The organism is uncultured Tenacibaculum sp., assembly GCF_947502995.1.
In the GTDB taxonomy this organism is placed as follows: Bacteria; Bacteroidota; Bacteroidia; order Flavobacteriales; family Flavobacteriaceae; genus Polaribacter.
Map to the genome: position 1 here is coordinate 1 of NZ_CANNBW010000014.1, position 19,834 is coordinate 19,834.

General features: G+C 27.6%; 23 protein-coding genes. 3 read left to right on the top strand and 20 right to left on the bottom strand.

Going from position 1 to position 19,834, the window contains the following annotated elements; translation table 11 throughout:
• Positions 1-731: IS3 family transposase (locus Q1A46_RS12465; protein ID WP_299678994.1), on the top strand; the 731-nt coding region annotated here is incomplete at its 5' end.
• Between the two features lie 54 nt (positions 732-785).
• On the opposite strand, the gene yidC is transcribed toward Q1A46_RS12465, so the two are convergent.
• Positions 786-2,666 carry a membrane protein insertase YidC gene (gene yidC, locus Q1A46_RS12470; protein ID WP_299678997.1) on the bottom strand — a complete coding sequence of 627 codons (1,881 nt, stop codon included), beginning with the start codon at positions 2,664-2,666 and terminating at the stop codon, positions 786-788.
• 172 nt (positions 2,667-2,838) lie between these two features.
• Here yidC and Q1A46_RS12475 point away from each other — a divergent pair, with 172 nt between their 5' ends.
• The gene (locus Q1A46_RS12475; RefSeq protein WP_299679000.1) at positions 2,839-3,204 is read left to right on the top strand and encodes a cupin domain-containing protein; all 366 of its coding nucleotides are present in this window, start codon (positions 2,839-2,841) and stop codon (positions 3,202-3,204) included.
• 46 nt (positions 3,205-3,250) lie between these two features.
• On the opposite strand, the gene Q1A46_RS12480 is transcribed toward Q1A46_RS12475, so the two are convergent.
• From Q1A46_RS12480 to Q1A46_RS12545, 14 genes are all read right to left on the bottom strand, one after another.
• Positions 3,251-3,466, bottom strand: a complete 216-nt coding sequence (locus Q1A46_RS12480; protein WP_299679003.1) for a hypothetical protein — start codon at positions 3,464-3,466, stop codon at positions 3,251-3,253.
• A 256-nt stretch (positions 3,467-3,722) separates the two neighbouring features.
• Positions 3,723-3,920: a hypothetical protein gene (locus Q1A46_RS12485; RefSeq protein ID WP_299679006.1), complete on the bottom strand. Its 198-nt coding sequence runs from the start codon at positions 3,918-3,920 to the stop codon at positions 3,723-3,725.
• A 27-nt stretch (positions 3,921-3,947) separates the two neighbouring features.
• Positions 3,948-4,157 carry a hypothetical protein gene (locus Q1A46_RS12490; RefSeq protein ID WP_299679009.1) on the bottom strand — a complete coding sequence of 70 codons (210 nt, stop codon included), beginning with the start codon at positions 4,155-4,157 and terminating at the stop codon, positions 3,948-3,950.
• Positions 4,158-4,178: 21 nt separating this feature from the next.
• Positions 4,179-4,358: a hypothetical protein gene (locus Q1A46_RS12495; RefSeq protein ID WP_299679012.1), complete on the bottom strand. Its 180-nt coding sequence runs from the start codon at positions 4,356-4,358 to the stop codon at positions 4,179-4,181.
• Between the two features lie 163 nt (positions 4,359-4,521).
• Positions 4,522-5,328, bottom strand: coding sequence for a hypothetical protein (locus Q1A46_RS12500; RefSeq protein WP_299679015.1), 807 nt, complete (start codon positions 5,326-5,328; stop codon positions 4,522-4,524).
• A 123-nt stretch (positions 5,329-5,451) separates the two neighbouring features.
• Positions 5,452-6,192, bottom strand: coding sequence for a LytTR family DNA-binding domain-containing protein (locus Q1A46_RS12505; RefSeq protein ID WP_299679018.1), 741 nt, complete (start codon positions 6,190-6,192; stop codon positions 5,452-5,454).
• Positions 6,185-8,005, bottom strand: a complete 1,821-nt coding sequence (locus Q1A46_RS12510) for a histidine kinase (protein WP_299679021.1) — start codon at positions 8,003-8,005, stop codon at positions 6,185-6,187. The genes Q1A46_RS12505 and Q1A46_RS12510 overlap by 8 nt, the downstream gene beginning before the upstream one ends.
• A 79-nt stretch (positions 8,006-8,084) precedes the next feature.
• The gene (locus tag Q1A46_RS12515) at positions 8,085-8,726 is read right to left on the bottom strand and encodes a response regulator transcription factor (RefSeq protein ID WP_299679024.1); all 642 of its coding nucleotides are present in this window, start codon (positions 8,724-8,726) and stop codon (positions 8,085-8,087) included.
• 68 nt (positions 8,727-8,794) lie between these two features.
• A complete protein-coding gene (locus Q1A46_RS12520; protein ID WP_299679027.1) occupies positions 8,795-10,636 on the bottom strand; it encodes a sensor histidine kinase in 1,842 nt (613 codons plus the stop codon).
• Positions 10,626-11,084: a hypothetical protein gene (locus tag Q1A46_RS12525; RefSeq protein WP_299679030.1), complete on the bottom strand. Its 459-nt coding sequence runs from the start codon at positions 11,082-11,084 to the stop codon at positions 10,626-10,628. Before Q1A46_RS12525 ends, Q1A46_RS12520 begins: the two co-directional genes overlap by 11 nt.
• A 3-nt stretch (positions 11,085-11,087) precedes the next feature.
• The gene (locus tag Q1A46_RS12530; RefSeq protein WP_299679033.1) at positions 11,088-12,071 is read right to left on the bottom strand and encodes a hypothetical protein; all 984 of its coding nucleotides are present in this window, start codon (positions 12,069-12,071) and stop codon (positions 11,088-11,090) included.
• 105 nt (positions 12,072-12,176) lie between these two features.
• Positions 12,177-12,335: a hypothetical protein gene (locus tag Q1A46_RS12535; RefSeq protein WP_299679036.1), complete on the bottom strand. Its 159-nt coding sequence runs from the start codon at positions 12,333-12,335 to the stop codon at positions 12,177-12,179.
• 37 nt (positions 12,336-12,372) lie between these two features.
• Positions 12,373-13,062, bottom strand: coding sequence for a ZIP family metal transporter (locus Q1A46_RS12540; RefSeq protein WP_299679039.1), 690 nt, complete (start codon positions 13,060-13,062; stop codon positions 12,373-12,375).
• A complete protein-coding gene (locus Q1A46_RS12545) occupies positions 13,059-13,784 on the bottom strand; it encodes a cyclopropane-fatty-acyl-phospholipid synthase family protein (protein WP_299679042.1) in 726 nt (241 codons plus the stop codon). Before Q1A46_RS12545 ends, Q1A46_RS12540 begins: the two co-directional genes overlap by 4 nt.
• Before the next feature lie 106 nt (positions 13,785-13,890).
• Here Q1A46_RS12545 and Q1A46_RS12550 point away from each other — a divergent pair, with 106 nt between their 5' ends.
• Positions 13,891-15,057: a class I SAM-dependent RNA methyltransferase gene (locus tag Q1A46_RS12550; RefSeq protein ID WP_299679045.1), complete on the top strand. Its 1,167-nt coding sequence runs from the start codon at positions 13,891-13,893 to the stop codon at positions 15,055-15,057.
• Positions 15,058-15,090: 33 nt separating this feature from the next.
• On the opposite strand, the gene Q1A46_RS12555 is transcribed toward Q1A46_RS12550, so the two are convergent.
• The 5 genes from Q1A46_RS12555 to Q1A46_RS12575 all read right to left on the bottom strand — a co-directional run bounded on the left by Q1A46_RS12555 (position 15,091) and on the right by Q1A46_RS12575 (position 19,790).
• Positions 15,091-15,858 carry a pentapeptide repeat-containing protein gene (locus tag Q1A46_RS12555; RefSeq protein ID WP_299679048.1) on the bottom strand — a complete coding sequence of 256 codons (768 nt, stop codon included), beginning with the start codon at positions 15,856-15,858 and terminating at the stop codon, positions 15,091-15,093.
• A 111-nt stretch (positions 15,859-15,969) separates the two neighbouring features.
• Positions 15,970-16,242, bottom strand: coding sequence for an HU family DNA-binding protein (locus Q1A46_RS12560; RefSeq protein ID WP_095071568.1), 273 nt, complete (start codon positions 16,240-16,242; stop codon positions 15,970-15,972).
• Positions 16,243-16,427: 185 nt separating this feature from the next.
• Positions 16,428-17,372 carry a methionyl-tRNA formyltransferase gene (gene fmt, locus Q1A46_RS12565; protein ID WP_299679054.1) on the bottom strand — a complete coding sequence of 315 codons (945 nt, stop codon included), beginning with the start codon at positions 17,370-17,372 and terminating at the stop codon, positions 16,428-16,430.
• Positions 17,373-19,256, bottom strand: a complete 1,884-nt coding sequence (locus Q1A46_RS12570; protein WP_299679057.1) for an ATP-dependent DNA helicase RecQ — start codon at positions 19,254-19,256, stop codon at positions 17,373-17,375.
• Between the two features lie 3 nt (positions 19,257-19,259).
• Positions 19,260-19,790, bottom strand: a complete 531-nt coding sequence (locus tag Q1A46_RS12575; RefSeq protein WP_299679060.1) for an ATP-binding protein — start codon at positions 19,788-19,790, stop codon at positions 19,260-19,262.
• Positions 19,791-19,834 lie beyond the last annotated feature (44 nt).

Genomic DNA, 19,834 nt, shown 5'->3' on the forward strand with positions numbered 1-19,834 from the left:
TGGTGATACAGATACGTATGCAAATGCCTAGAATAGGAACTCGTAAGTTGTATTATTTACTAAAGGAAGAGTTTAAAGATCAAGGGATAAAAATAGGTAGAGATGCCCTATTTGATTACTTGCGCTCAGAATCTATGTTGATCAAACCTAAAAAGAATTATACTAAAACCACGAACTCTAAACATTGGTTACGCAAATATCCTAATCTGATTAAAGATAAGAAGGCTGTTAAACCAGAACAATATTTTGTTAGCGATATTACTTATATAAAAAGTAGGGAACGAACCCATTATTTATCTTTGGTAACCGATGCTTTTAGTAGAAAAATTATGGGATATCATTTAAGTGATGATATGAGTGCAGAAAATGTAGTTAAAGCTTTAAATATGGCTATTAAAAACAGGATTACATCTGGACCTATGATTCATCATTCTGACAGAGGACTACAATACTGTTCAAGAATATATCAGAAAAAGCTAGTAGATAAAGATATAAAACCATCAATGACTGATGGATATGACTGTTATCAAAATGCTCTAGCAGAAAGAATCAATGGAATCTTGAAACATGAATTTTTAATTTATAAATGTAATACAGGCAAGGAATTGAAAAAACTAATTGAACAATCAATACATGTTTATAATAATTTGAGACCACATTTGAGTTTGAATATGAAAACTCCTAATTTTATACACAACAAAAAACCAGAGAAGCTAGCTTCTCTGGTTTAAATATTTTTTTAACTGTCAACCTATTTTAGGACGACTCAAAATAAACTAACTGTATTATTTTTTCTTTTGAGCTCTACGTTGTGCTTCTTGTTGTTCTTGAGCTTGCTTCATAGCAGCATCTAAACGCTCCCTGAATTTACTTTTCTTAACAGGCTTTTTCTTGTTTTCTTCAATTTGAGCATGAATTTTCTTTTCATCAATTACGTAATTCTTAATAACGAACATAATCGTAATCGTTAGTAAGTTAGAAACGAAATAATATAAACTTAATCCACTAGCATAATTGTTAAAGAAGAATAACATCATAATAGGAGAGAAGTAAATCATATACTTCATCATCTTACTCATATCTGGCATTCCCTCTTGTGGCGGAGCTTGCATTGCAGATTGTTGACTTTGGTTCATTTTCATGTAAAAGAAAATTGCAACAGAAGCTAAAATTGGAAATAAACTAATGTGGTCTCCATAAAAAGGAATCTTGAAAGGAAGTTTAGCAATAATATCATAAGAAGATAAATCTTCAGCCCATAAGAAAGCCTTTTGACGGAAATCTATATTTGTAGGGAAAAATTTAAATAAGGCAAAAAATACAGGCATTTGTAATAATGCGGGAATACAACCAGACATCATACTTACCCCAGCTTTGCGTTGTACAGCCATAGTTTCTTGCTGACGCTTCATTGCGTTTTCTGTACCAGGATACTTTTTATTGATTTCTTCCATTTCAGGACGAATCACTTTCATCTTAGCACTAGATAAATACGATTTGTATAATACAGGTGATAAGATAATTCTAACAACAATAGTCATTAAAATAATGATTAAACCAAAGTTACCTATAAATCCTTTTAAAACATTAAATACAGGATAGAAAACAGTTCTGTTTAAGAATCCGAAAATACCCCAACCTAAATCAGAAATTTCATTTAAATCTGTTCCTTTATATGTACTTAATAAATTATAATCTGTTGGTCCGTAATACCATTCCATATTATAATTTAATTCACCATTTTTTAAAGCTAATGGCGTATTTAAGCTAAATGTTTTTGTATATATACTGTCTTGATCTTCACCTAAATAATCAACAGACTTTAATTTTGCATCATTAAAAGGAGTGTCTGTTAATAAAGCAGTAGAGAAGAAGTGTTGTTTATAGGCAACCCATTCTACATCATTTACAACTTCATCATCTTTCATTTGTAAATAGTCTACATCTCCATCTTCTTTAAAATAATAGTAAGTATACATATTTTCTGTACGCATACTTTTTTCTTTACGTAAAGATTTTAATTTCCAGTCTAAGTTAATATTCTGAGAACTATTAATTACGTTACTTAACCCTTGTGAACGAACAGCAAATCCAATTCTGTAGTCGTTTGGTTTAATTTCGTAACGGTACTCTAAATACTGACCTTCAGAAACTTTAAGTTTCATAGAAAGTACAGTATTTTCTCCATTTTTAGTTTTTTCTGGAGCAAATAATAAATCTTGAGTGTTTATAGTACGATTATCAGTTGTACCAAAATTGATATTAAAATTTGCATTTTTATTATTAATAATATGTAGTGGTAAAGAATCGTAAGTCTTGTAATTTTTAATTAAAGCCTTGGTAATTTGTCCACCTTTATTGCTAATAGTTAACTGAACTAATTCATTCTCAATTACTGTTTCACCATCTTTTCCATTAATGGCACTGTGAGCAAATGCACCTAATTGATTTTTAAAAGCAATTTGTTGTAAAGAATCATTTACTACAATGTTTTTAGTCTTAGTTGTGTCTAAAACAGTATTTGTAGTAGTAACTTGTTCTGTTGTTGTAGTGTTTGGTTTTTCAGCATCAACTTCAGGCTTATTAGAATTTAAATACCATAGTAAAATTCCACCTAATAATAACATTCCTATGAATGAGTTGAAATCAAATTTTTTTTCTTCCATCGATATACGTTAAATGTCAACTTGTCATTTACTCAAAAAACTGAGTAATAAAACGCGACAAATGTAGCAAAACTACATCTTATTTCAGTTGTTTAGTTATAATTAATTTATGTCATATATATAGCGCAAACTATGTTCCGTTTTTTAAATTTGTTAAAACTAAATTATTGTAATGGCAAAAAAGTATACAATTCAAAAATCCCCTTTTGTAGTTCCAACAACAGATGGAAAATTAATCGAAGAACATTTCGGTAATGCTACAGACGGAAACTCGAAAGTAAGTATTGCACACATGGTTGCTCCTGCAGGATGGGCTGAACCTTTTCAAACTCCAGCATTTGATGAATTTACATATATCATAAAAGGAAAGAAACAATTTATTATTGATGGAGAAACTATAATATTGGAAGCAGGACAATCTATTAAAATAGAAAAAAACGTTAGAGTACAGTATTCAAACCCTTTTGAAGAAGAATGCGAATATTTAGCAGTTTGTTTACCTGCATTTTCTATTGACTTAGTAAATAGAGAAGAGTAAAAAATTAAACGGTGAGCAAAAAGTTCACCGTTTGTTATTTTTGATTTTAGAAACCAGTATATCTGCATTCGTAAGTTCCTGGTGTAGGATTGTTGTCTAAACAAGGACCGCATTCAGTAAAAGGAGCAGTACAAGAGTTTTGACAAGCTCTTAGAGAATGATAATCGCAAGTAGAAGCAATTGGCACAGGACCAAATCCACCTAAAATTTCTAATTGTTTTTGTTTACTAAGTTTTTTTCCGATTTCGAATATTTTTTTCATGGTTAATATTTTTGAAAAATTAATATTCTGTGATGGTTTAAAGACATTCACAGCTTTACGTCTATTTCTTCGCGACAAGAACAATTAAAACTAAACTTTTCATTTTAAAATTTAAATAACTAATTAGTTAATCTTTATTTAAAATATTATTTGTGTTCATTTTATTAAAAGTTTAATTTAAATAGCAGAAATAAAAAAAGGCATACTCTTTTTAGAGCACACCTTTTTAATAAAATTTTCTTTTCATTATGTCTTATTACTCACAAGCTCCAGTTAAACAGCAGTGAGTTTCTGCAAAACCTAAACAACATCCGTTTGTTCTAGGGAAACCACCACAAGACAAACACTGTTGAGCAGAATATTGAGGACAAGTAACTGATATTAATCCTCCACTAATTTCTTGTTGTTCTTTTTTATTTAAGGCTTTACCTAGGTTTAAAATTGATTTTTTCATAAGTATTAATTTTTAATCGATTACTTATTAAACTATATCAATGCAAACAGATTCTGAAGCAATAATATCAAAAGGTCCACAGAATACTTGAACACATATTTGGTTTGAACCACATCCTGTACCGCAGTTTCTATTTCCGCAACCATTAGTTTTTGTTGAAGTTAAACCGCTTCCTTTTATTTTTTGTTGTTGTGTTTTACTTAGTAACTTACCTAAATTGAAGATTTGATTTTTCATAAATTTGATTTTAATAGAAGATTATTTTTCGTGTGGTCCAGTTGGTTTTATACCAATAACACAGCCGCAATTTCCAACACCAACACATACCCATTTTCCTCCACTATTTAAACATGCATCTTGCGCTATGCTACCTCCGTTTATAGTTTGTTGTTCTTGTTTGTTTAAAGTTTTACCTAAGTTTAAAATTGATTTTTTCATAAATGTTGATTTATATTTTTGTTCGAAGTAAAATTTCAATTTTTGAGTAATAAAATCAATAAGGATTTCAGAAGTGTAACACTTTTTTTCAAAAGCGTTTTATTGTAAAAAAGAAAGAGAACTCTTAATAGAGTTCTCTTTAGTAAATGTATGTTATTGTTTATTATCGTTGTAAAAAACCTGAAAAATTAAGTAGTAAGTATTCTTCGTATCTACAATTTGATAAATTAGTGTATGGTCTAGCTACTATTACATTATCAGTAAAATTATCTAAATAATTATGATTAACTCTATCTACTTCTGTAACTCCATTGTTATCACTTTCTTCAGATATTACTGAAGAATGATGAAACCCGAAATTAACATCATTATAATTTAATGGATGAGCTGTAGATGTTATTGAATGTGGTAAATGTACAGGAGCTAATGGATGAAGTACTTCAGGAAAATATAATTCTATACAATTTTCATTTAAAACAGAATTTAAGAAGAATTGCATTGCTCTTTGCGTTAAATTGCTACCTACTGGTGTTAAACAATCACCTAAGTCATCTTCGCAAGTAATTAATGGTTTAGGAGGAGTTTGTGTACCGTGAATAGGATCTCTATTAGGAGGACTATTATCTATATGATCTCTTAAAATATTTAAAAACTCACTTTTAAAATTCAAATTAGAGCTTTCTCCTATTAATTCGTTTAATGTTACAGATTCTCTTCCTTGTATATAATTAGAAAGTTCCACTCTGTTTGTCATTTTAGTCATAATAACTTGTGCGCTGATATAAGATACCCATTGTAGTTTTTTTTGAAGTTGATTATCTTGATTACTATGAGGTATAATAATTTGTGATCTTTCGTTTAATTCAAATTCAGCGTTTTTATGATCTAAAATTTCTAATTCTTTAGCACTATCTTCACAAGCAATAGTTAGAAGTACGGAACAAATAAAAAGTAATCTTGTTATTTTCATTTTCTACTTGATTTTATATTTTGAATGATCTTACAAGTTATGTATTGTCATTTTAGATGAAAACATGAATTTCAAATTAGTACAGTTTATTTTCAAATCTGCGATGTGATTTTTAAAATATATTTAAAATATTTTTTCAAGAGTATATTCTTTTCTTCTAGAAGAAACAGGAATTTTTATCTCGTTTTTTAATACTAAAAAACCTTTTTTACTATATTTTATTACATGTTTTTTGTTGACTAAATACGATTGATGACAACGAACAAATTTTTGTTCAGATAATAATTCTTCAACTTTTTTAGCAGATTTAGTAATTACAATTTTATCTGTAATAGATGAGTAAAAGGTAGTGTAATTTCCTTCAGATTTACAGTATAATATATCATCTTCATGAATTGCAAAAACAGTGTCCGCTGTTTTTAATACAATACGTTTATTAGTGTTCTTGTCATTAAAATACTCGTTTGTTACTTCTATGGATTTTTCTAGCGTAGTTGTTTGAGTTTTTTGTTGAATAGCTTTATTTACAGCTTCTATAAATTCATCATCATCAATCGGTTTTAATATATAATCTAAAGCACCAACTTTTATGGCTTTGATAGCATGTTTGTTAAAACCAGTAATAAAAATGATTTCAAACTTTTTAAAAGTTAATTTATTTAAAATATCAAAAGCAGTTTGTTGTCCTAGGTTTACATCAAGAAATAGTAAGTCGGGTTGTTCTTTTTCTATAATTAAAACAGCAGTATCAACATCAGATGCTTCCCCAACAATATTTATTTTATATATAAAATTTTGTTCTATTTTCTTTTTAACATCGACTCTTACATGTGTTTCATCATCAATTATAATCGCTTTAATCATTATCTGAGAGTTTATATGGTATTTCAAATGTTACTATAACACCTGTTTCATTTGATTTATTTTTAATGTTAATTCCTTTTTTTACAACTTTTTTTAAGTAGCTATCAATTAGTATGGTAGAAGATGTTTTTGAGTTTTTACTATGATTTAACAATCCATTTCCATTATCTTCAATTATGCACAGTAAAGTTTCATTTTGTTGGGTTAAACTTAATGTAATTTGTCCTGGATAGTTTATTCCAGACAAGCCATGCTCAATACTGTTTTCTATAAAAGGTTGAATTAACATCGGAGGAATAAAAATTAAATCATCTTGATTAAGATTCTTTAAATTCAGTTGAAATTGAAAAGTATCAGGAAAACGAAGTTGTTGTAGTTCAATAAACTTTTGTAAAGCTTCAATTTCTTCATTTAATTGAATATAATTTTGTGTTGAATTTTCTAGAATCAAACGCAATAATCGAGAAAACTTCAATAAGTATTTTGATGCTAATTTAGGTGTGTCTTCTATTTTATTTTGAATTGCATATAATGTGTTAAATGTAAAATGCGGATTCATTTGTAAGCGTAACAAGCGTTGTTGCATTTGTAAGTTTTGCTTTTCAAAATTATGTTTGCGTTGTTTGTAAAAGAGGTAACCAACAGTTATAAAAATGACGAATAAAACTATAAAACCGAATATTCGTTTTAAACTTTTAATTTCTAAATCGTTTTTTTCAGCTATTATTTTCTTTTCCCTTTCAGAAGCTTTTTTGAGTTCTATAAGTTCATTCTCAAACTTTTTAGTGTACTCTTGTTCTTGATAACTGTATATACTATCTAAATTATTCTGTACAGGGTCTATTTTTTTATTTGTTAAAAACGAAAGATGAAGTTGTGTTTGTAAAATACTACGTTTTGTTGTAGATTTTACATTGCTGTCGATTAGGTTTTTAGCAGAGTCAAGATGTTGTTTCGCTTTCTGAAAAGCATTTAAATAGATATAACTCTCTGAAATATTTTTATGTAATCCTGCAATTTCATTTTTTGAATTTAAATTCTTTTTCCCTTTGGTTAAAAAGTGTAAAGCTTTTAAGTAATAGTTTACAGAACTCGAATAATTTTTCTCATAAAACTGATGAATACCAAGCTCTCTAAATAAATTATATTTAGTGTTTTTATTTAGCGTATTTTCAAATTTAGAAATACTATCTAATACTGAAAAAGCTCTTTGTTTATTACCAAGTTTTAATTCATACTGAGCTTGAATGATTAACTCTTCACTGATATCATTTACAGTATGTCCTTCTTGTAATTTAGCCTTTATTTGAAGTTTATTATGTATTAAAGCTTTCTGTATATCACCTTTCGCTTTAAAGATATTTTCAAGCATGTATTGATAATAAGAATCTTCAGTTTTTACTAACTTTTTATAATCATTAATAACGGTAAAACAGTCACCATAATTTCCTAGTTGATTATGAAATTTCCAACAATTAAAATAGTATTTTAATTCAAGTCTATTCTGAATACTATCTTTCACAAAATCTTTAGCTTTATGAAAGTATATAACGGCAGAATCATTCAATTTTTTAAATCGATAATAATTAGCCAACATATAATCATTTTTAGCTTCAATAGAATCATTAATAAATGAATGCTGTTTAATAAAGTTTCTAACTTTATTTAGTTTGATTAATGTAGAATCTCTGTTTTTAAATGCTTTTTTATGAAGAAGTTTAATTTCATTAAGTACTTCTATTTCATCCTTTTTAGGAGTACAGGCATGAACAAAAAATGTTAGTGTTATAAAAAAACACAGACGCTTAAACATAGTAAGATACTTGATTGATCTGACTAAGTTATGAAATTAAAAACTTATTGAATTTAGTAAAATAGGAGTAGAGGAGTTGTTAAAATTGATATTTCTTATCTATAGCGTATTTAACGAGTTCATTTCCGCTATTTAAATTTAATTTTCTAATCATATTTTTTCTATGCGTATCTACAGTAGTTTTTGCGATAAAAAGATCTTCAGCAATTTGCTTAGATGTTTTACCATTAGCAATATGTTGTAAAATTTCTTTTTCTCTGTTAGATAAAACAATTTTATCTGATTTACCAATAGTTACATTTTTATCGATGTAATCATTCATAAAGTTAAAGGCTACATTAGGATCAAAAAAAGTATTGCCACCAGCTATTACTTTTATAGCTTTTGATAACATTTTAATTCCAGAGTTTTTCAATAAATATCCTGAAGCACCAGCGTCTAACATCTGTTTTATAGCATCAGGTTGATCGAACATAGTTAATGCTAAAACTTTAATGTGTTTAAATTTAGATTTTATAATCTTTGTAGCCGAAATGCCATCCATTTTAGGCATTCTAATGTCTGTAATAACTAATTTTGGTTGTTTTAATTCTACAAGTTTTATAAGTTCTTCGCCATTATTTACACTGCCAATTATTTTGATTTCTTCATCATATTCAAAGAAAGACTTTACTCCATCAATCAACATTTGATGATCTTCTGCAATAACGATTGTAGTCATGTTTTTCAGATTTGTTTTACTCAAATATAATAAACCAAAATAGTATTGGATTACTTACAGCTAGGTATTTAAATAGGGATATTCAATATAATTGAAGTTCCGCCTTTTGAAGAAGAATCAATTTGAAAAGTTCCTTCTAAATGTTCAATTCTTTTTTGGATAGAATGTAATCCCATTCCTGTTTTAGCTTTAATTTTTTTAGGATCAAATCCTTTTCCATTATCTTCAATAATGATATTTAAAGCATCATTAAACTGAGAAATACTGATAGTTGCCTCACTAGCTTCTGCATGTTTAATAATATTAGTTGTAAGTTCTTGTATAATTCTAAATAAAGTGAGTTCTGTATTGGTATCTAATCGCTGTTCTAAACCAAAATCTATAATTTCAATTTTTAACTGATTTGCAGCAGAAATTTTCTCAGCCATAATTTTTACAGCGACTAATAATCCCTGATTAGCGATTACTCCTGCATTTTTAGCATGAGCTATACTTCTGACTTTTAGATAAGTTTCATCAATTAATTTTTCAGTTTTTTCATACAATTCATCTTGATTGAAATGTTTTTTCTCTCTATTTAGTTTTAAGTTTTCAAAATGAAGTTTTAAAGTAGCGAGAACACTACCAATATTGTCGTGTAAATCTTCAGCTATACGAACGCGTTCTTTTTCTTGACCTGTAACCATTGCATTAATGGTGTTAATTTCTTGCTCTTTAAGTAATGTAAGGTTTTTCTGTTTTTCTAATTCTTTTTGTTGTTCAGCTAATAAGCGTTTTTTCTTAGAGTTTTTGAGGTTTAAATACGCTATAATTCCGCCAAGGAAGAGGAAAATACTACTAATTAAAAGTATTGTTTTTAATCTCAAGTTTTCTTTTTCTTTTTTTTCTGTCTGATATTTAGTGTTAATTTCTGCAAAAACTTTATTCCTAGATTGAATATCTACAATACTATCAATTTTACTTTGCTTTAAAAGAAAGTTGTAAGCTGAATCAATTTCACCTATTCCGTAATAAGCTTTTGCTAATCTTCTGTATGCAATAATTTTTTGATGTAATTTGCTATTGGGTATTTTGTATTTAAAACCTTTTTTAAAGTATTTTATAGCTTCATCGTAATTTTTTCTCCTTAATTGATTAGAACCTAAATTAATTATTATACCAAATGCATAACTATTATTAAGAAAAATATTTTCTCTAGTGTAGTTTTCAAATGCTTTCTTGTAATAAATATCAGAATTTTTATAGTCTTTATAAAAAAGTGTATACTCCATTCCAATATAGTGTTGAATCCTTGCTTTTAAAAATGAAAAAGTATCTGAATTAACAGTACTATTTAGTTTTTTTAATTCATAAATATTATTTACGCAATCTTTTACATGTTTATATCTTAAATATAAAAAATCAGAAGAAATTTTCTCATATTGATCATAAATATTGTTGTTGTAATCGTAAAACTCATCACTTACTAGTTTTACTTTTCGAGTTCTATCTAACAATAAAGGCAAAATTCTTTTTAGTGCCTCACATACCAAAATTTTATCATTGTTTTTTTTTGCTTGTTCTTTTGCAGCAAAATAATATTTATACGCTCTATTATTATTTAATAGTTTATTAGAACAATAATCTCCGAGTGTTATTTTTTTTAAAATTTCATATTTTGTAACTAAGTAAGTTGGAATTTTTTTATTATCAAAAATGATAGTATCAAGTTTACCATTCTCATGAAAGTCAATTTGCCAACTAATCAATTTTTTTAGATTAGTTGGCATTTTTACTTTTTTTAAATAATCTTTTATACTATCAAAACGACTATATTTTATATCAATAATTAACTTATCAATTTCATCATTTTGAGAGTTTAAAGAAAAGCTTATAATTAAAAATAATATTAATATTTTTCTATTGATCAATTTTTGGGTTTACTCTTGTGAAACAAATATCAATTCGATCTTGATTTAAATCTTGATCATCAGGTTTTATATCATCTTCAATGTCAAGATTAAGTATTTCTTTGTCAATTTTTAGATGTACAGTATCACCTTCTTTTATTTTAAAGTCGTGAGTTGGTATGTATTCTATATTATGACTCTTATTACTAAAAGCTCTTAATTGAACATAAATTGCTTTTACTTTTCCGTAATCTTTTTCTTCCTCAATAGCTAATTTAGTAATATTATTTAATGTAAATTCTACAATACCTTGTAATCTACCATATTCAAGAGATATTTTTTTAACAATATTAGTTTTAGGGTCAGTTTCTATGATACCAGATATTACAAAAGTTGTTCTGTATTTATCAGCAACAAGCATTACTTGGTAACTAGGATTGTTTAAGTTGATTTGTAAAAGTTTATCCATTTTTTAAAAATTAAAAGTTAAGTTTAAATTAATATCATCCATTATTTGTTTTATAGGAATAATTTTTGAGAATTTTTCACTTCTCCTAGATCTACTTTTTACTATTCCAACTATTCTATTATTATTATCAATAACTAAAGAACCAGAATCACCATCGACAGTAAATAAGCAACTTGAGGATTGATGTTTTACTTCAATTAAACCTTTATTTATAGTTTGTCCGTTTATGCTTTCATTACAATAATTTGAATGAATTATGCCTTCAGTGAAATCTGAAAAAAAACCATATTTTTTTACTTTTTCACCTTGCATATTATCAGAATATAAATGAGGAATTGTGCCGCTAATTTTAATTCCTGAATTAATTTTATGATTAATATTATTATCTATATCTATTAATGCATAATCAATATGTCTATTTATTTTTTTAAAACCACCAATGGAATTTGTTATTCTTCTATTATTATTATCAAAAAAACCATCAAAGTAGTACAAGTTTTCATTTCCTATAATTCCGTGAGAAACTGTTAAAGCAAAAAAATCATTACTTATTTTGTTTTTTAAGAATGCTCCTATAGTATGAGTAGTACTTTTGCCTTTTCCTAATAACAGACCTCCACCTCCGATTAATCTATTTTTTATTCTTGTATTTTCAGTTTTACTACAAATAGTATTATTTTTTATAAAATTTAATGGGAAATTACTTTCTCTGATTGTAGTTTTAATTTTAATATCTTTTAAATCATGCCTTGACTTGTTATCTATGTAGTTAATTAATTTTATATTATCAGGAATATCAATATTTTTTTCTTCTCTTCCTTTTTGGTTTATAGAGAATTCAATAGTAAACTTTGAGCTTCCTTTTTCAGATAAATCTATTATTTTAGATATTGAAAAAGGAATTTTATGCGATTTTAAAAATTCTAAAGAAATATTATCAATAGCTTGATGTATTTCATATTCACTAATTTGTACTTCTTCCCCCATGAAGTTTAATTTTGATTAGTTTATTCAAAAGTAGGTTGTTTTAAATACCTACTATATACCTATAAATAGGTATATTTTTCTACTTATTTATAAGTAAAATTGAGTTTAATCACCAATAATTATGCTTCCATCTTTAGATTCTGGAGCCATTGGATCAAAGGGGAGATTGAGATTTTTTACTTCTATATTCTCATCAGAAGTATCAGTGCAACTAGCAAAAACTAATGCAAATAAAAATAGAATTAGGAGTAGTGTTTTTTTCATATTTTAATTTTTATCCAACTAAAATATTAAAAAAAAACTAGTGTAAAGTGAAAATAGTCAGTAGAATACCTAATAAAATAGCTATGAATTTCTGAAGATTGAATTTATGATTTTCAGAACTTTCAAATAAAATAATTGTAGAAATATGTAAAAATACACCAATAATTAAAGCTGTAATTTCTTGGTTATATTGTTGTAACCAACTTACATTTTCTCCTAAAAAATAACCAATAGGACTCATCAAACTAAAAATGAAAAGAAAAATGAATGTCTTTGGTTTAGAGAAATCAGAGTGTAGAAAAAAAGTAGTGATAATAATTGCAACTGGAATTTTATGAACTACAATGGCCCATAATAAATTATCATTGGCATTATGAATAGGTAAACCTTCAGAGAAAGCATGTAGAGATAAACTCACAAATAACAACCAAGGAAAAGTATTAGAATTAGAATGTAGGTGTACATGACCATGTTCAGCTCCTTTAGAAAAAGATTCTAGAATAGACTGAAATAAAATCCCAATTAATATAATAATACCTATTTTATGAAATTGTGTATGATCATGAGAATGCGCATATACTTCAGGCAGTAAATGTAAAACAGTTACAGATAATAAATACGATCCACTAAAGGCTAATAAAAGTCTAGTGTATAGTTTGTTTGGTTTTTTAAAAAGAACAAAAGCTCCTCCTAATAAAACAGAACCTATTAAAATTAGGTAATTCATTTAGCTACTAAAATTAATCGATTTGAAGTTTCTTCGTTAAAAGAATTCAAATTATAATCGCCAAAAGTATCAATAATTTCTAATCCTACAGCATCAAAGTATCTCTTCATTTTATCAAAACTCAAGAATTTAACTTTTTCTGTGTATGAATGTTCTTCATTATCAGCTTTAAAATTAATATGCTTAAAGATAAACCCGTCTTTAATTTCACGTTTTATATGAAATTCAATATTGTCAATCGTTTTTACTTCTTGTTTAACAAGTTGTTGTTCTGTTTTAATAACATTTAAAAAATCTAAAACTAAAACTCCATCATCTTTTAAACCTGTTTTTATGGCTTTTAATACTTGAAGATCTTCATTATCATCATCAAAATAACCAAAACTTGTAAACAGATTAAAAACAGCATCATATTTGTTTTCTAATGTTTTACGCATATCCCAAACTTCAAAACTTAAACTTTCGTTTTCAAATTGTTTAGCGTAGTCGATACTATTTTTACTTAAATCACCTCCAGTTACTCTATAACCTAAAGAATTTAAAAAAATAGAATGCCTTCCTTTACCACAAGGTAAATCAGCTATATGAGCAGAAGTAGAAAGCTTTAAATGCGCTGTAATATTTTTCATAAATAATTGCGCATCTTCATCATTTCTGTGCTTGTATAATGTATGATAATATGGTGTGTCAAACCATGAACTGAACCAATCTTTTGTCTTCATAAGTAATATGGACGCAAAAGTAATGAAAACTTACATTTTTCTTTCCTGAATTATTATCTAAAAACACAATAATTAAAATGTATTTTTGCAATCTAAGACAGCGTAGATGGATAAAGATTTTAAAATGGTTGCAACAACCATTTCTGGACTAGAAGGTGTTTTGGCCGATGAGCTAAGAAAACTAGGTGCTAGAGAGGTAAAAGAAGCAATTAGAAGTGTACATTTTAGAGGAGATAAAGGTTTTTTATATAAAGCAAATATTGCACTAAGAACAGCAATTAGAATTTTAAAACCTATTAAACGTAGTAAAGTTTTTGATGAAGAAGATTTATATGAAGCAATTCAACGTGTAAAATGGGAACGTTTATTAGATGTTGATGGAACTTTTGCTATAGATGCTGTTGTTTATTCTAGAAACTTTACTTCAAACTCTCACTATATAGCATTAAAGTCTAAAGATGCTATTGCAGATTATTTTGTGCATAAGTATAAGAAAAGACCCAATGTAGATTTAAAATATCCTGATGTAAAAGTTCACATTCATATTCATAAGGAATGGTTAACAATTTCCTTAGATAGTTCTGGAGATTCTTTGCATAAAAGAGGATATAGAAGTGCTACGAATATTGCACCAATTAATGAGGTTTTAGCAGCTGGATTAATTTTACTTTCAGGATATAAAGGAGAAGAAAATTTTATTGATCCTATGTGTGGTTCTGGAACTTTATTAATTGAAGCAGCCATGATCGCAAATAATATTCCTGCAAATATCAATAGAAAACATTTTGCTTTTGAGAATTGGAAGGATTACGATGAAGATTTATATTTTATAATTCAAGATTCTTTGTTGAAGAAAATCCGTAATGCTCATTATAAAATTATGGGGTTTGATAAAGCTCCTTCTGCAGTTAAAAAAGCAAGACAAAATATTATCAATGCAAATTTAGAAGAGTTTGTAGGAGTTCATCATGTGAATTTCTTTAATTCTAAAAAAGAAGTATTTGGTAAAACAACAATTTTGTTTAATCCACCTTACGGAGAACGTTTAAATATAAATATTGAAGAGTTTTATAGAAGTATAGGAGATACCTTAAAACATGGTTACCCAAACTCTACAGCTTGGTTAATTACTTCAGATTTTAATGCTTTAAAGTTTGTTGGATTACGAACATCGAAAAGATTACCAATAAAAAATGGTGATTTAGATTGTCGTTTTGTAAAGTATGAACTTTATGAAGGAAGTAAAAAAACAAAGAAGTTTAGCGAAAGCTAAACTTCTTTGTTTTGGGTAAAATGGTTTACTTATTTATTTTTTGAATAAATAGTTGTTAAAACTTCTACCGTTTATTTTAGTGTATTTTGAGTCTATATCATAATTTACAATCATATTTTTTACATCAAACTCTCCAGATACTTCCATGTATTTGATGTTTAAATCCTCTTCAAACTTTACGTTATTAAAAGAAACGCCTCCGTTAAATTCTGTATACTTGAACGTTGCAGTTTCTTGAAAAATCGAATTAGCAAAACTTACATGCTTTCTAAACTTAGCGTATTTAAAAGTAGCAGGTTCATCGAAGTTTGTGTTTTTAAAAGTGATGTCTCTATCGAACGAAGCATATTTAAAAGTAGTATCTTCTAAAAACTTAGATCCACTAAAATCTGTGTTGTATTCAAAATCTGAATATTTAAACATTGATTTTCCTTCAAAAGTACAGTCTCTAAATGTTACATCGTCTTCAAAATTTGCGATAAACGTATACCCGCTATCTTCATGTGGTATGTAAGCCAATACATCGTCTTTAAAAACACAGTTAACAAAAGAAATTTTACTAATAATTTGCTTTTCAACAGTGTTAGAACCACCATTATTCCACCATCTTCTTCTTTTTGGTAAGTTTGGTAAAGCTTTATCCATATAAGTTAAGTCTAAAATACCAACTACAGTAGCATTACTAATGGTAATATTTTCTTCTTTTTCTATAGCCTTTAAAATTTCGCTAGCATTTACGGTTTTCTGTGCAATTAATACAGAAGTCATAAAAAATACTAGTAGTGTTGTAATTGTTCTCATGATTTAAATAGTTTACTTATTTATTCTAAAGACAACGACATTTTTAATATGTTACAAAAAAAAACGTCCAATATAAAATTGGACGCCTGTATACTGTTTAGTGCTTGATTATTAGTTTACAGAATCACTTAAACCAGCACCTGCTTTAAATTTTACAACATTCTTAGCAGCGATTTGAATTTCTTTTCCAGTTTGAGGATTTCTTCCGCTTCTTGCAGCTCTTTGAGAAACTGACCAAGTTCCCCAACCAACTAAAGCTACTTTGTCACCTTTCTTTAAAGCGCTAGTTACATTGTTAGTTAAAGAATCTAATGCAGCTTTAGCAGCAGCTTTAGAAATTCCTGCATCAGCAGCCATTGCGTCGATTAACTCAGACTTGTTCATAATTTGTAGATTTTAAAATTAATTAATAAATTTTTTGCTTTAACGCTTAACAAATATAGATTTAATGGGGTATTGTGCAAGTTACAGCCCTAAAAAACTAAGGATTTGTTAATAAAAACCCTCGATTTGTTAATAACCATAGGTTAAAAAAGGTTAAAATACGTCAAACCCCTATGAATAAAGGGCTACAGCGCCTTAGCTTTATCTATAAATGTAAATCCATTTAATAAACTAGCAGCATCTAGTTTTTTCTTGCCAGAAATTTTTATTTCATCAATAATAAGGAAGCCATCTTTAACCGCCACTTTTATTTCTTTCTTGGTTGTTAATATTGTACCTATTTCAATATTATGATCCTCTTTTTGCTTTGAAACTCCATAAATTTTAGCAGAAATCTCATCTTCACCATTTATTATAGTAGTCCAAGCTGCCGGGTATGGATTTAATCCACGAATATGATTATAGATCTCATCTAGAGATTTAGACCAATCAATTTTACAATTGTGAGGAAATAATTTAGGTGCAGCTTTTTCTTCTAGTTCAGGCTGTTTTGTTGTTGTTACATTTTCAGAGGCAATTAAATCGACAGTTTCTACAACTAAATCAGCTCCTAAATACATTAATTTGTCATGTAGCTCACCAACGATTTCATTAGAAGTGATATCAATTTCTTTTTGTAAAATAATTTCTCCTGTATCAATTTTGTCATCAATAAAGAAAGTAGTTACACCTGTTTTGGTTTCACCATTTATTATAGCCCAATTAATTGGAGCTGCACCTCTATATTCAGGTAGTAAAGATGCATGTAAATTAAATGTACCGTATTTTGGCATTTTCCAAACTACAGTAGGTAACATTCTAAACGCTACTACAATTTGTAAATCGGCGTTTAAATCACTTAATTCTTGAACAAATGAATCTGCTTTTAAGTTTTTTGGTTGTAAAACTTTAAGGTTTTGAGAAACTGCATATTTTTTTACTGCAGACTCGTTAAGTTTTCTTCCTCTACCAGCAGGTTTATCAGGAGCTGTAATTACTCCAACAATAGTGTAGTTTTGCTCTACAAGTTTTTTTAAAATGGTAACTGCAAAATCTGGAGTTCCCATAAAAACAATTCTTAAATCTTTCATTTATACAAGTAAATACGTGTTATAATTTGTTACTTTAATTTTTTCTTCCGCAAGTAATTTTCGCAAATGTATTAAAATGTCTCTTTCTTTATAATTTAATATTTGACAGATTTCTCTGGAAGATATTTCTGTTCGTTCTTTAATAAGATTTAATATTTGAGATGAAACATCAATAATTTTTTCTTTTCTTAAACAAACATCGCATGTGTTACACACTTTAGGATTTTCTTCTCCAAAATAGGAGAGGAGTTGAACACTTCTGCAAACAGTATCATTTTTAATAAATTGAATTAAGTTTTTAATTTTTTCATGCTTATAACTTAATAGCTGGGTAATTTTCTTGGATGACCTATTTATTGTTAAATCATCTTCTCTTGGATGTAAAAAATATAAAGTACTGTTTTTTGAAGATTTTTTATAATTAATAATTTGATCTATATGTAATTCATTGAGAATATCAATAACTCTTGTAGAAGTGATTCCTACAAGTTTTCCAATAGTGAATTCATTTATTTGTACTTCTTGTTCAAATAGTCCACCATACATTCTTAAAAGTGTATCAATAAACTTAATTTTCCGACCATTAGCAGACTTATAGGAATTTAATTGATTATGATGAATTAAAAATTGTAATGTTGATTTCTTCTGACTAAAATGATTTAACTCAATAATCCCAAAATTATTCAATATTTGAAGGATGTTAAATACTTTTCTAGTAGGTAAGTTATATACATTACAGAATTCTAAAATATTAAAATCGAAGCCTGTTTCTACCAATTCTCCTTTTGCGATTTGATAGTACTGATATAATTTAGCGTGAGTAAATTTTATTTCTTTTAGAGTAGGTTGAGAACTTTCAAAAAGATTTAAAGTAAGTTTTATATCACTTTCATTCGTTAGTGTAATAGCATACGAATTATCACTATTTCTTCCAGCTCTTCCGGCTTCTTGTACATAATTTTCTATAGAACTAGGAATATTATAATGTATAACAACTTTAACATCCGGACGATCTATTCCCATACCAAAAGCATTTGTGGCTACCATAATAGGAGTTCTATTATTCATCCAGCTTTTATAAGCTACTTCTTTTTCTATAGCTGATAAACCAGCATGGTATGAAGCAGATTTAAAACCATTTGCATTTAAAAAGTTTGAAATTTCTACAGTTTTTTTTCTAGAACTCACATAAACTATTGCAGGAGAGTTTATTTTGGTAAATATTTCTTTGAGTCTGTATAATTTATCTTCGCTCTTTAAAATACGATAGCTTAAGTTCGGTTTGTAAAAAGACTTCTTAAAAAGAATAGGTTCTTTTAAATGTAATGTACTATCTATATCTACTAAAACTTTTTTGGTAGCTGTAGCAGTTAACGCTATAATCGGCGTATCGTTTTTTAGTTCTTTTAAAATAGATAATTCTGCGTACGATGGTCTAAAATCATGTCCCCATTCAGAAATACAGTGAGCTTCATCAATAGCGAAAAAAGAAATTGGTAATTGTTTTATTTTTTCTTGAATGAATTTAGATTGAATTCGTTCTGGAGATAAGTATAAAAATTTATAATTTCCAAATTTAAGATTATCAAAAATACGAACGACTTCATCTTGAGAGCTTCCAGCAGGAATATGAAAAGCTTTAATCCCTTTTGCGTCTAAACTATTAACTTGATCGTTAATTAACGCAATAAGAGGAGAAACTACAATACAAATACCTTCTTTTATAAGTGCAGGAATTTGATAACATATTGATTTTCCACCACCAGTTGGAAGTAAGGCAATTGTATCTTTATCATTTAAAACAGATTCAATTATTTCTAATTGTTGAGTTCTAAATGTATCAAAACCCCAATATCTTTTTAATATATCTACTGGGCTATTCACGATTTAAATATTATTCAAGATAAAGAAGCACCTGTTTCTAACACTATCAAAAGGAACATTTATAATTTCATAACCTAAATCTGAATAGGCTTTATTTAAAAACATACTGATTTTTTCAGCTTGTTCAAAAGTTTCATAACGTTCATTATCAGATTTGTAAATATCTTTCCAAGGTAAGAATTGAAATACTTTGGTATATCTATACTTTTTGCTTTTTTCTAAAAAAACTTCGGGTACTTCAGTATTAAAATATTGTAAATAAGCATGAACACTAGGAATTCCTCTATCAAAAAAAACAATTTCTTTGCTAGAATTATCTGCATTTATGTATTGTTTTTCTCTACCTTCAAGTAATTTATAACTAAACAAAAGAGGGTCTGTAAGAAAAAGTTGATCGATACCTTGTTCTTGTGCTTCTCTAGTTACTTCTCTAGAAACTTCAGGCATACATTTGTAACCTCTTCTTTTTAAGTATCTTAAAACTGAAGATTTTCCTGTGCCTGGTCCGCCAATAAAAACAATTTTTTGTTGCATGACGCAAAAATACTAGATTCGCCAGTTATATATAATAAATAGTG

Bases quoted from the DNA above. Each gene is read 5' to 3' on its own strand.
- yidC (WP_299678997.1), bottom strand. From the start codon at position 2,666: ATGGAAGAAAAAAAATTTGATTTCAACTCATTCATAGGAATGTTATTA.
- Q1A46_RS12475 (WP_299679000.1), top strand. From the start codon at position 2,839: ATGGCAAAAAAGTATACAATTCAAAAATCCCCTTTTGTAGTTCCAACA.
- Q1A46_RS12480 (WP_299679003.1), bottom strand. From the start codon at position 3,466: ATGAAAAAAATATTCGAAATCGGAAAAAAACTTAGTAAACAAAAACAA.
- Q1A46_RS12485 (WP_299679006.1), bottom strand. From the start codon at position 3,920: ATGAAAAAATCAATTTTAAACCTAGGTAAAGCCTTAAATAAAAAAGAA.
- Q1A46_RS12490 (WP_299679009.1), bottom strand. From the start codon at position 4,157: ATGAAAAATCAAATCTTCAATTTAGGTAAGTTACTAAGTAAAACACAA.
- Q1A46_RS12495 (WP_299679012.1), bottom strand. From the start codon at position 4,358: ATGAAAAAATCAATTTTAAACTTAGGTAAAACTTTAAACAAACAAGAA.
- Q1A46_RS12500 (WP_299679015.1), bottom strand. From the start codon at position 5,328: ATGAAAATAACAAGATTACTTTTTATTTGTTCCGTACTTCTAACTATT.
- Q1A46_RS12505 (WP_299679018.1), bottom strand. From the start codon at position 6,192: ATGATTAAAGCGATTATAATTGATGATGAAACACATGTAAGAGTCGAT.
- Q1A46_RS12510 (WP_299679021.1), bottom strand. From the start codon at position 8,005: ATGTTTAAGCGTCTGTGTTTTTTTATAACACTAACATTTTTTGTTCAT.
- Q1A46_RS12515 (WP_299679024.1), bottom strand. From the start codon at position 8,726: ATGACTACAATCGTTATTGCAGAAGATCATCAAATGTTGATTGATGGA.
- Q1A46_RS12525 (WP_299679030.1), bottom strand. From the start codon at position 11,084: ATGGATAAACTTTTACAAATCAACTTAAACAATCCTAGTTACCAAGTA.
- Q1A46_RS12530 (WP_299679033.1), bottom strand. From the start codon at position 12,071: ATGGGGGAAGAAGTACAAATTAGTGAATATGAAATACATCAAGCTATT.
- Q1A46_RS12535 (WP_299679036.1), bottom strand. From the start codon at position 12,335: ATGAAAAAAACACTACTCCTAATTCTATTTTTATTTGCATTAGTTTTT.
- Q1A46_RS12540 (WP_299679039.1), bottom strand. From the start codon at position 13,062: ATGAATTACCTAATTTTAATAGGTTCTGTTTTATTAGGAGGAGCTTTT.
- Q1A46_RS12545 (WP_299679042.1), bottom strand. From the start codon at position 13,784: ATGAAGACAAAAGATTGGTTCAGTTCATGGTTTGACACACCATATTAT.
- Q1A46_RS12550 (WP_299679045.1), top strand. From the start codon at position 13,891: ATGGATAAAGATTTTAAAATGGTTGCAACAACCATTTCTGGACTAGAA.
- Q1A46_RS12555 (WP_299679048.1), bottom strand. From the start codon at position 15,858: ATGAGAACAATTACAACACTACTAGTATTTTTTATGACTTCTGTATTA.
- Q1A46_RS12560 (WP_095071568.1), bottom strand. From the start codon at position 16,242: ATGAACAAGTCTGAGTTAATCGACGCAATGGCTGCTGATGCAGGAATT.
- fmt (WP_299679054.1), bottom strand. From the start codon at position 17,372: ATGAAAGATTTAAGAATTGTTTTTATGGGAACTCCAGATTTTGCAGTT.
- Q1A46_RS12575 (WP_299679060.1), bottom strand. From the start codon at position 19,790: ATGCAACAAAAAATTGTTTTTATTGGCGGACCAGGCACAGGAAAATCT.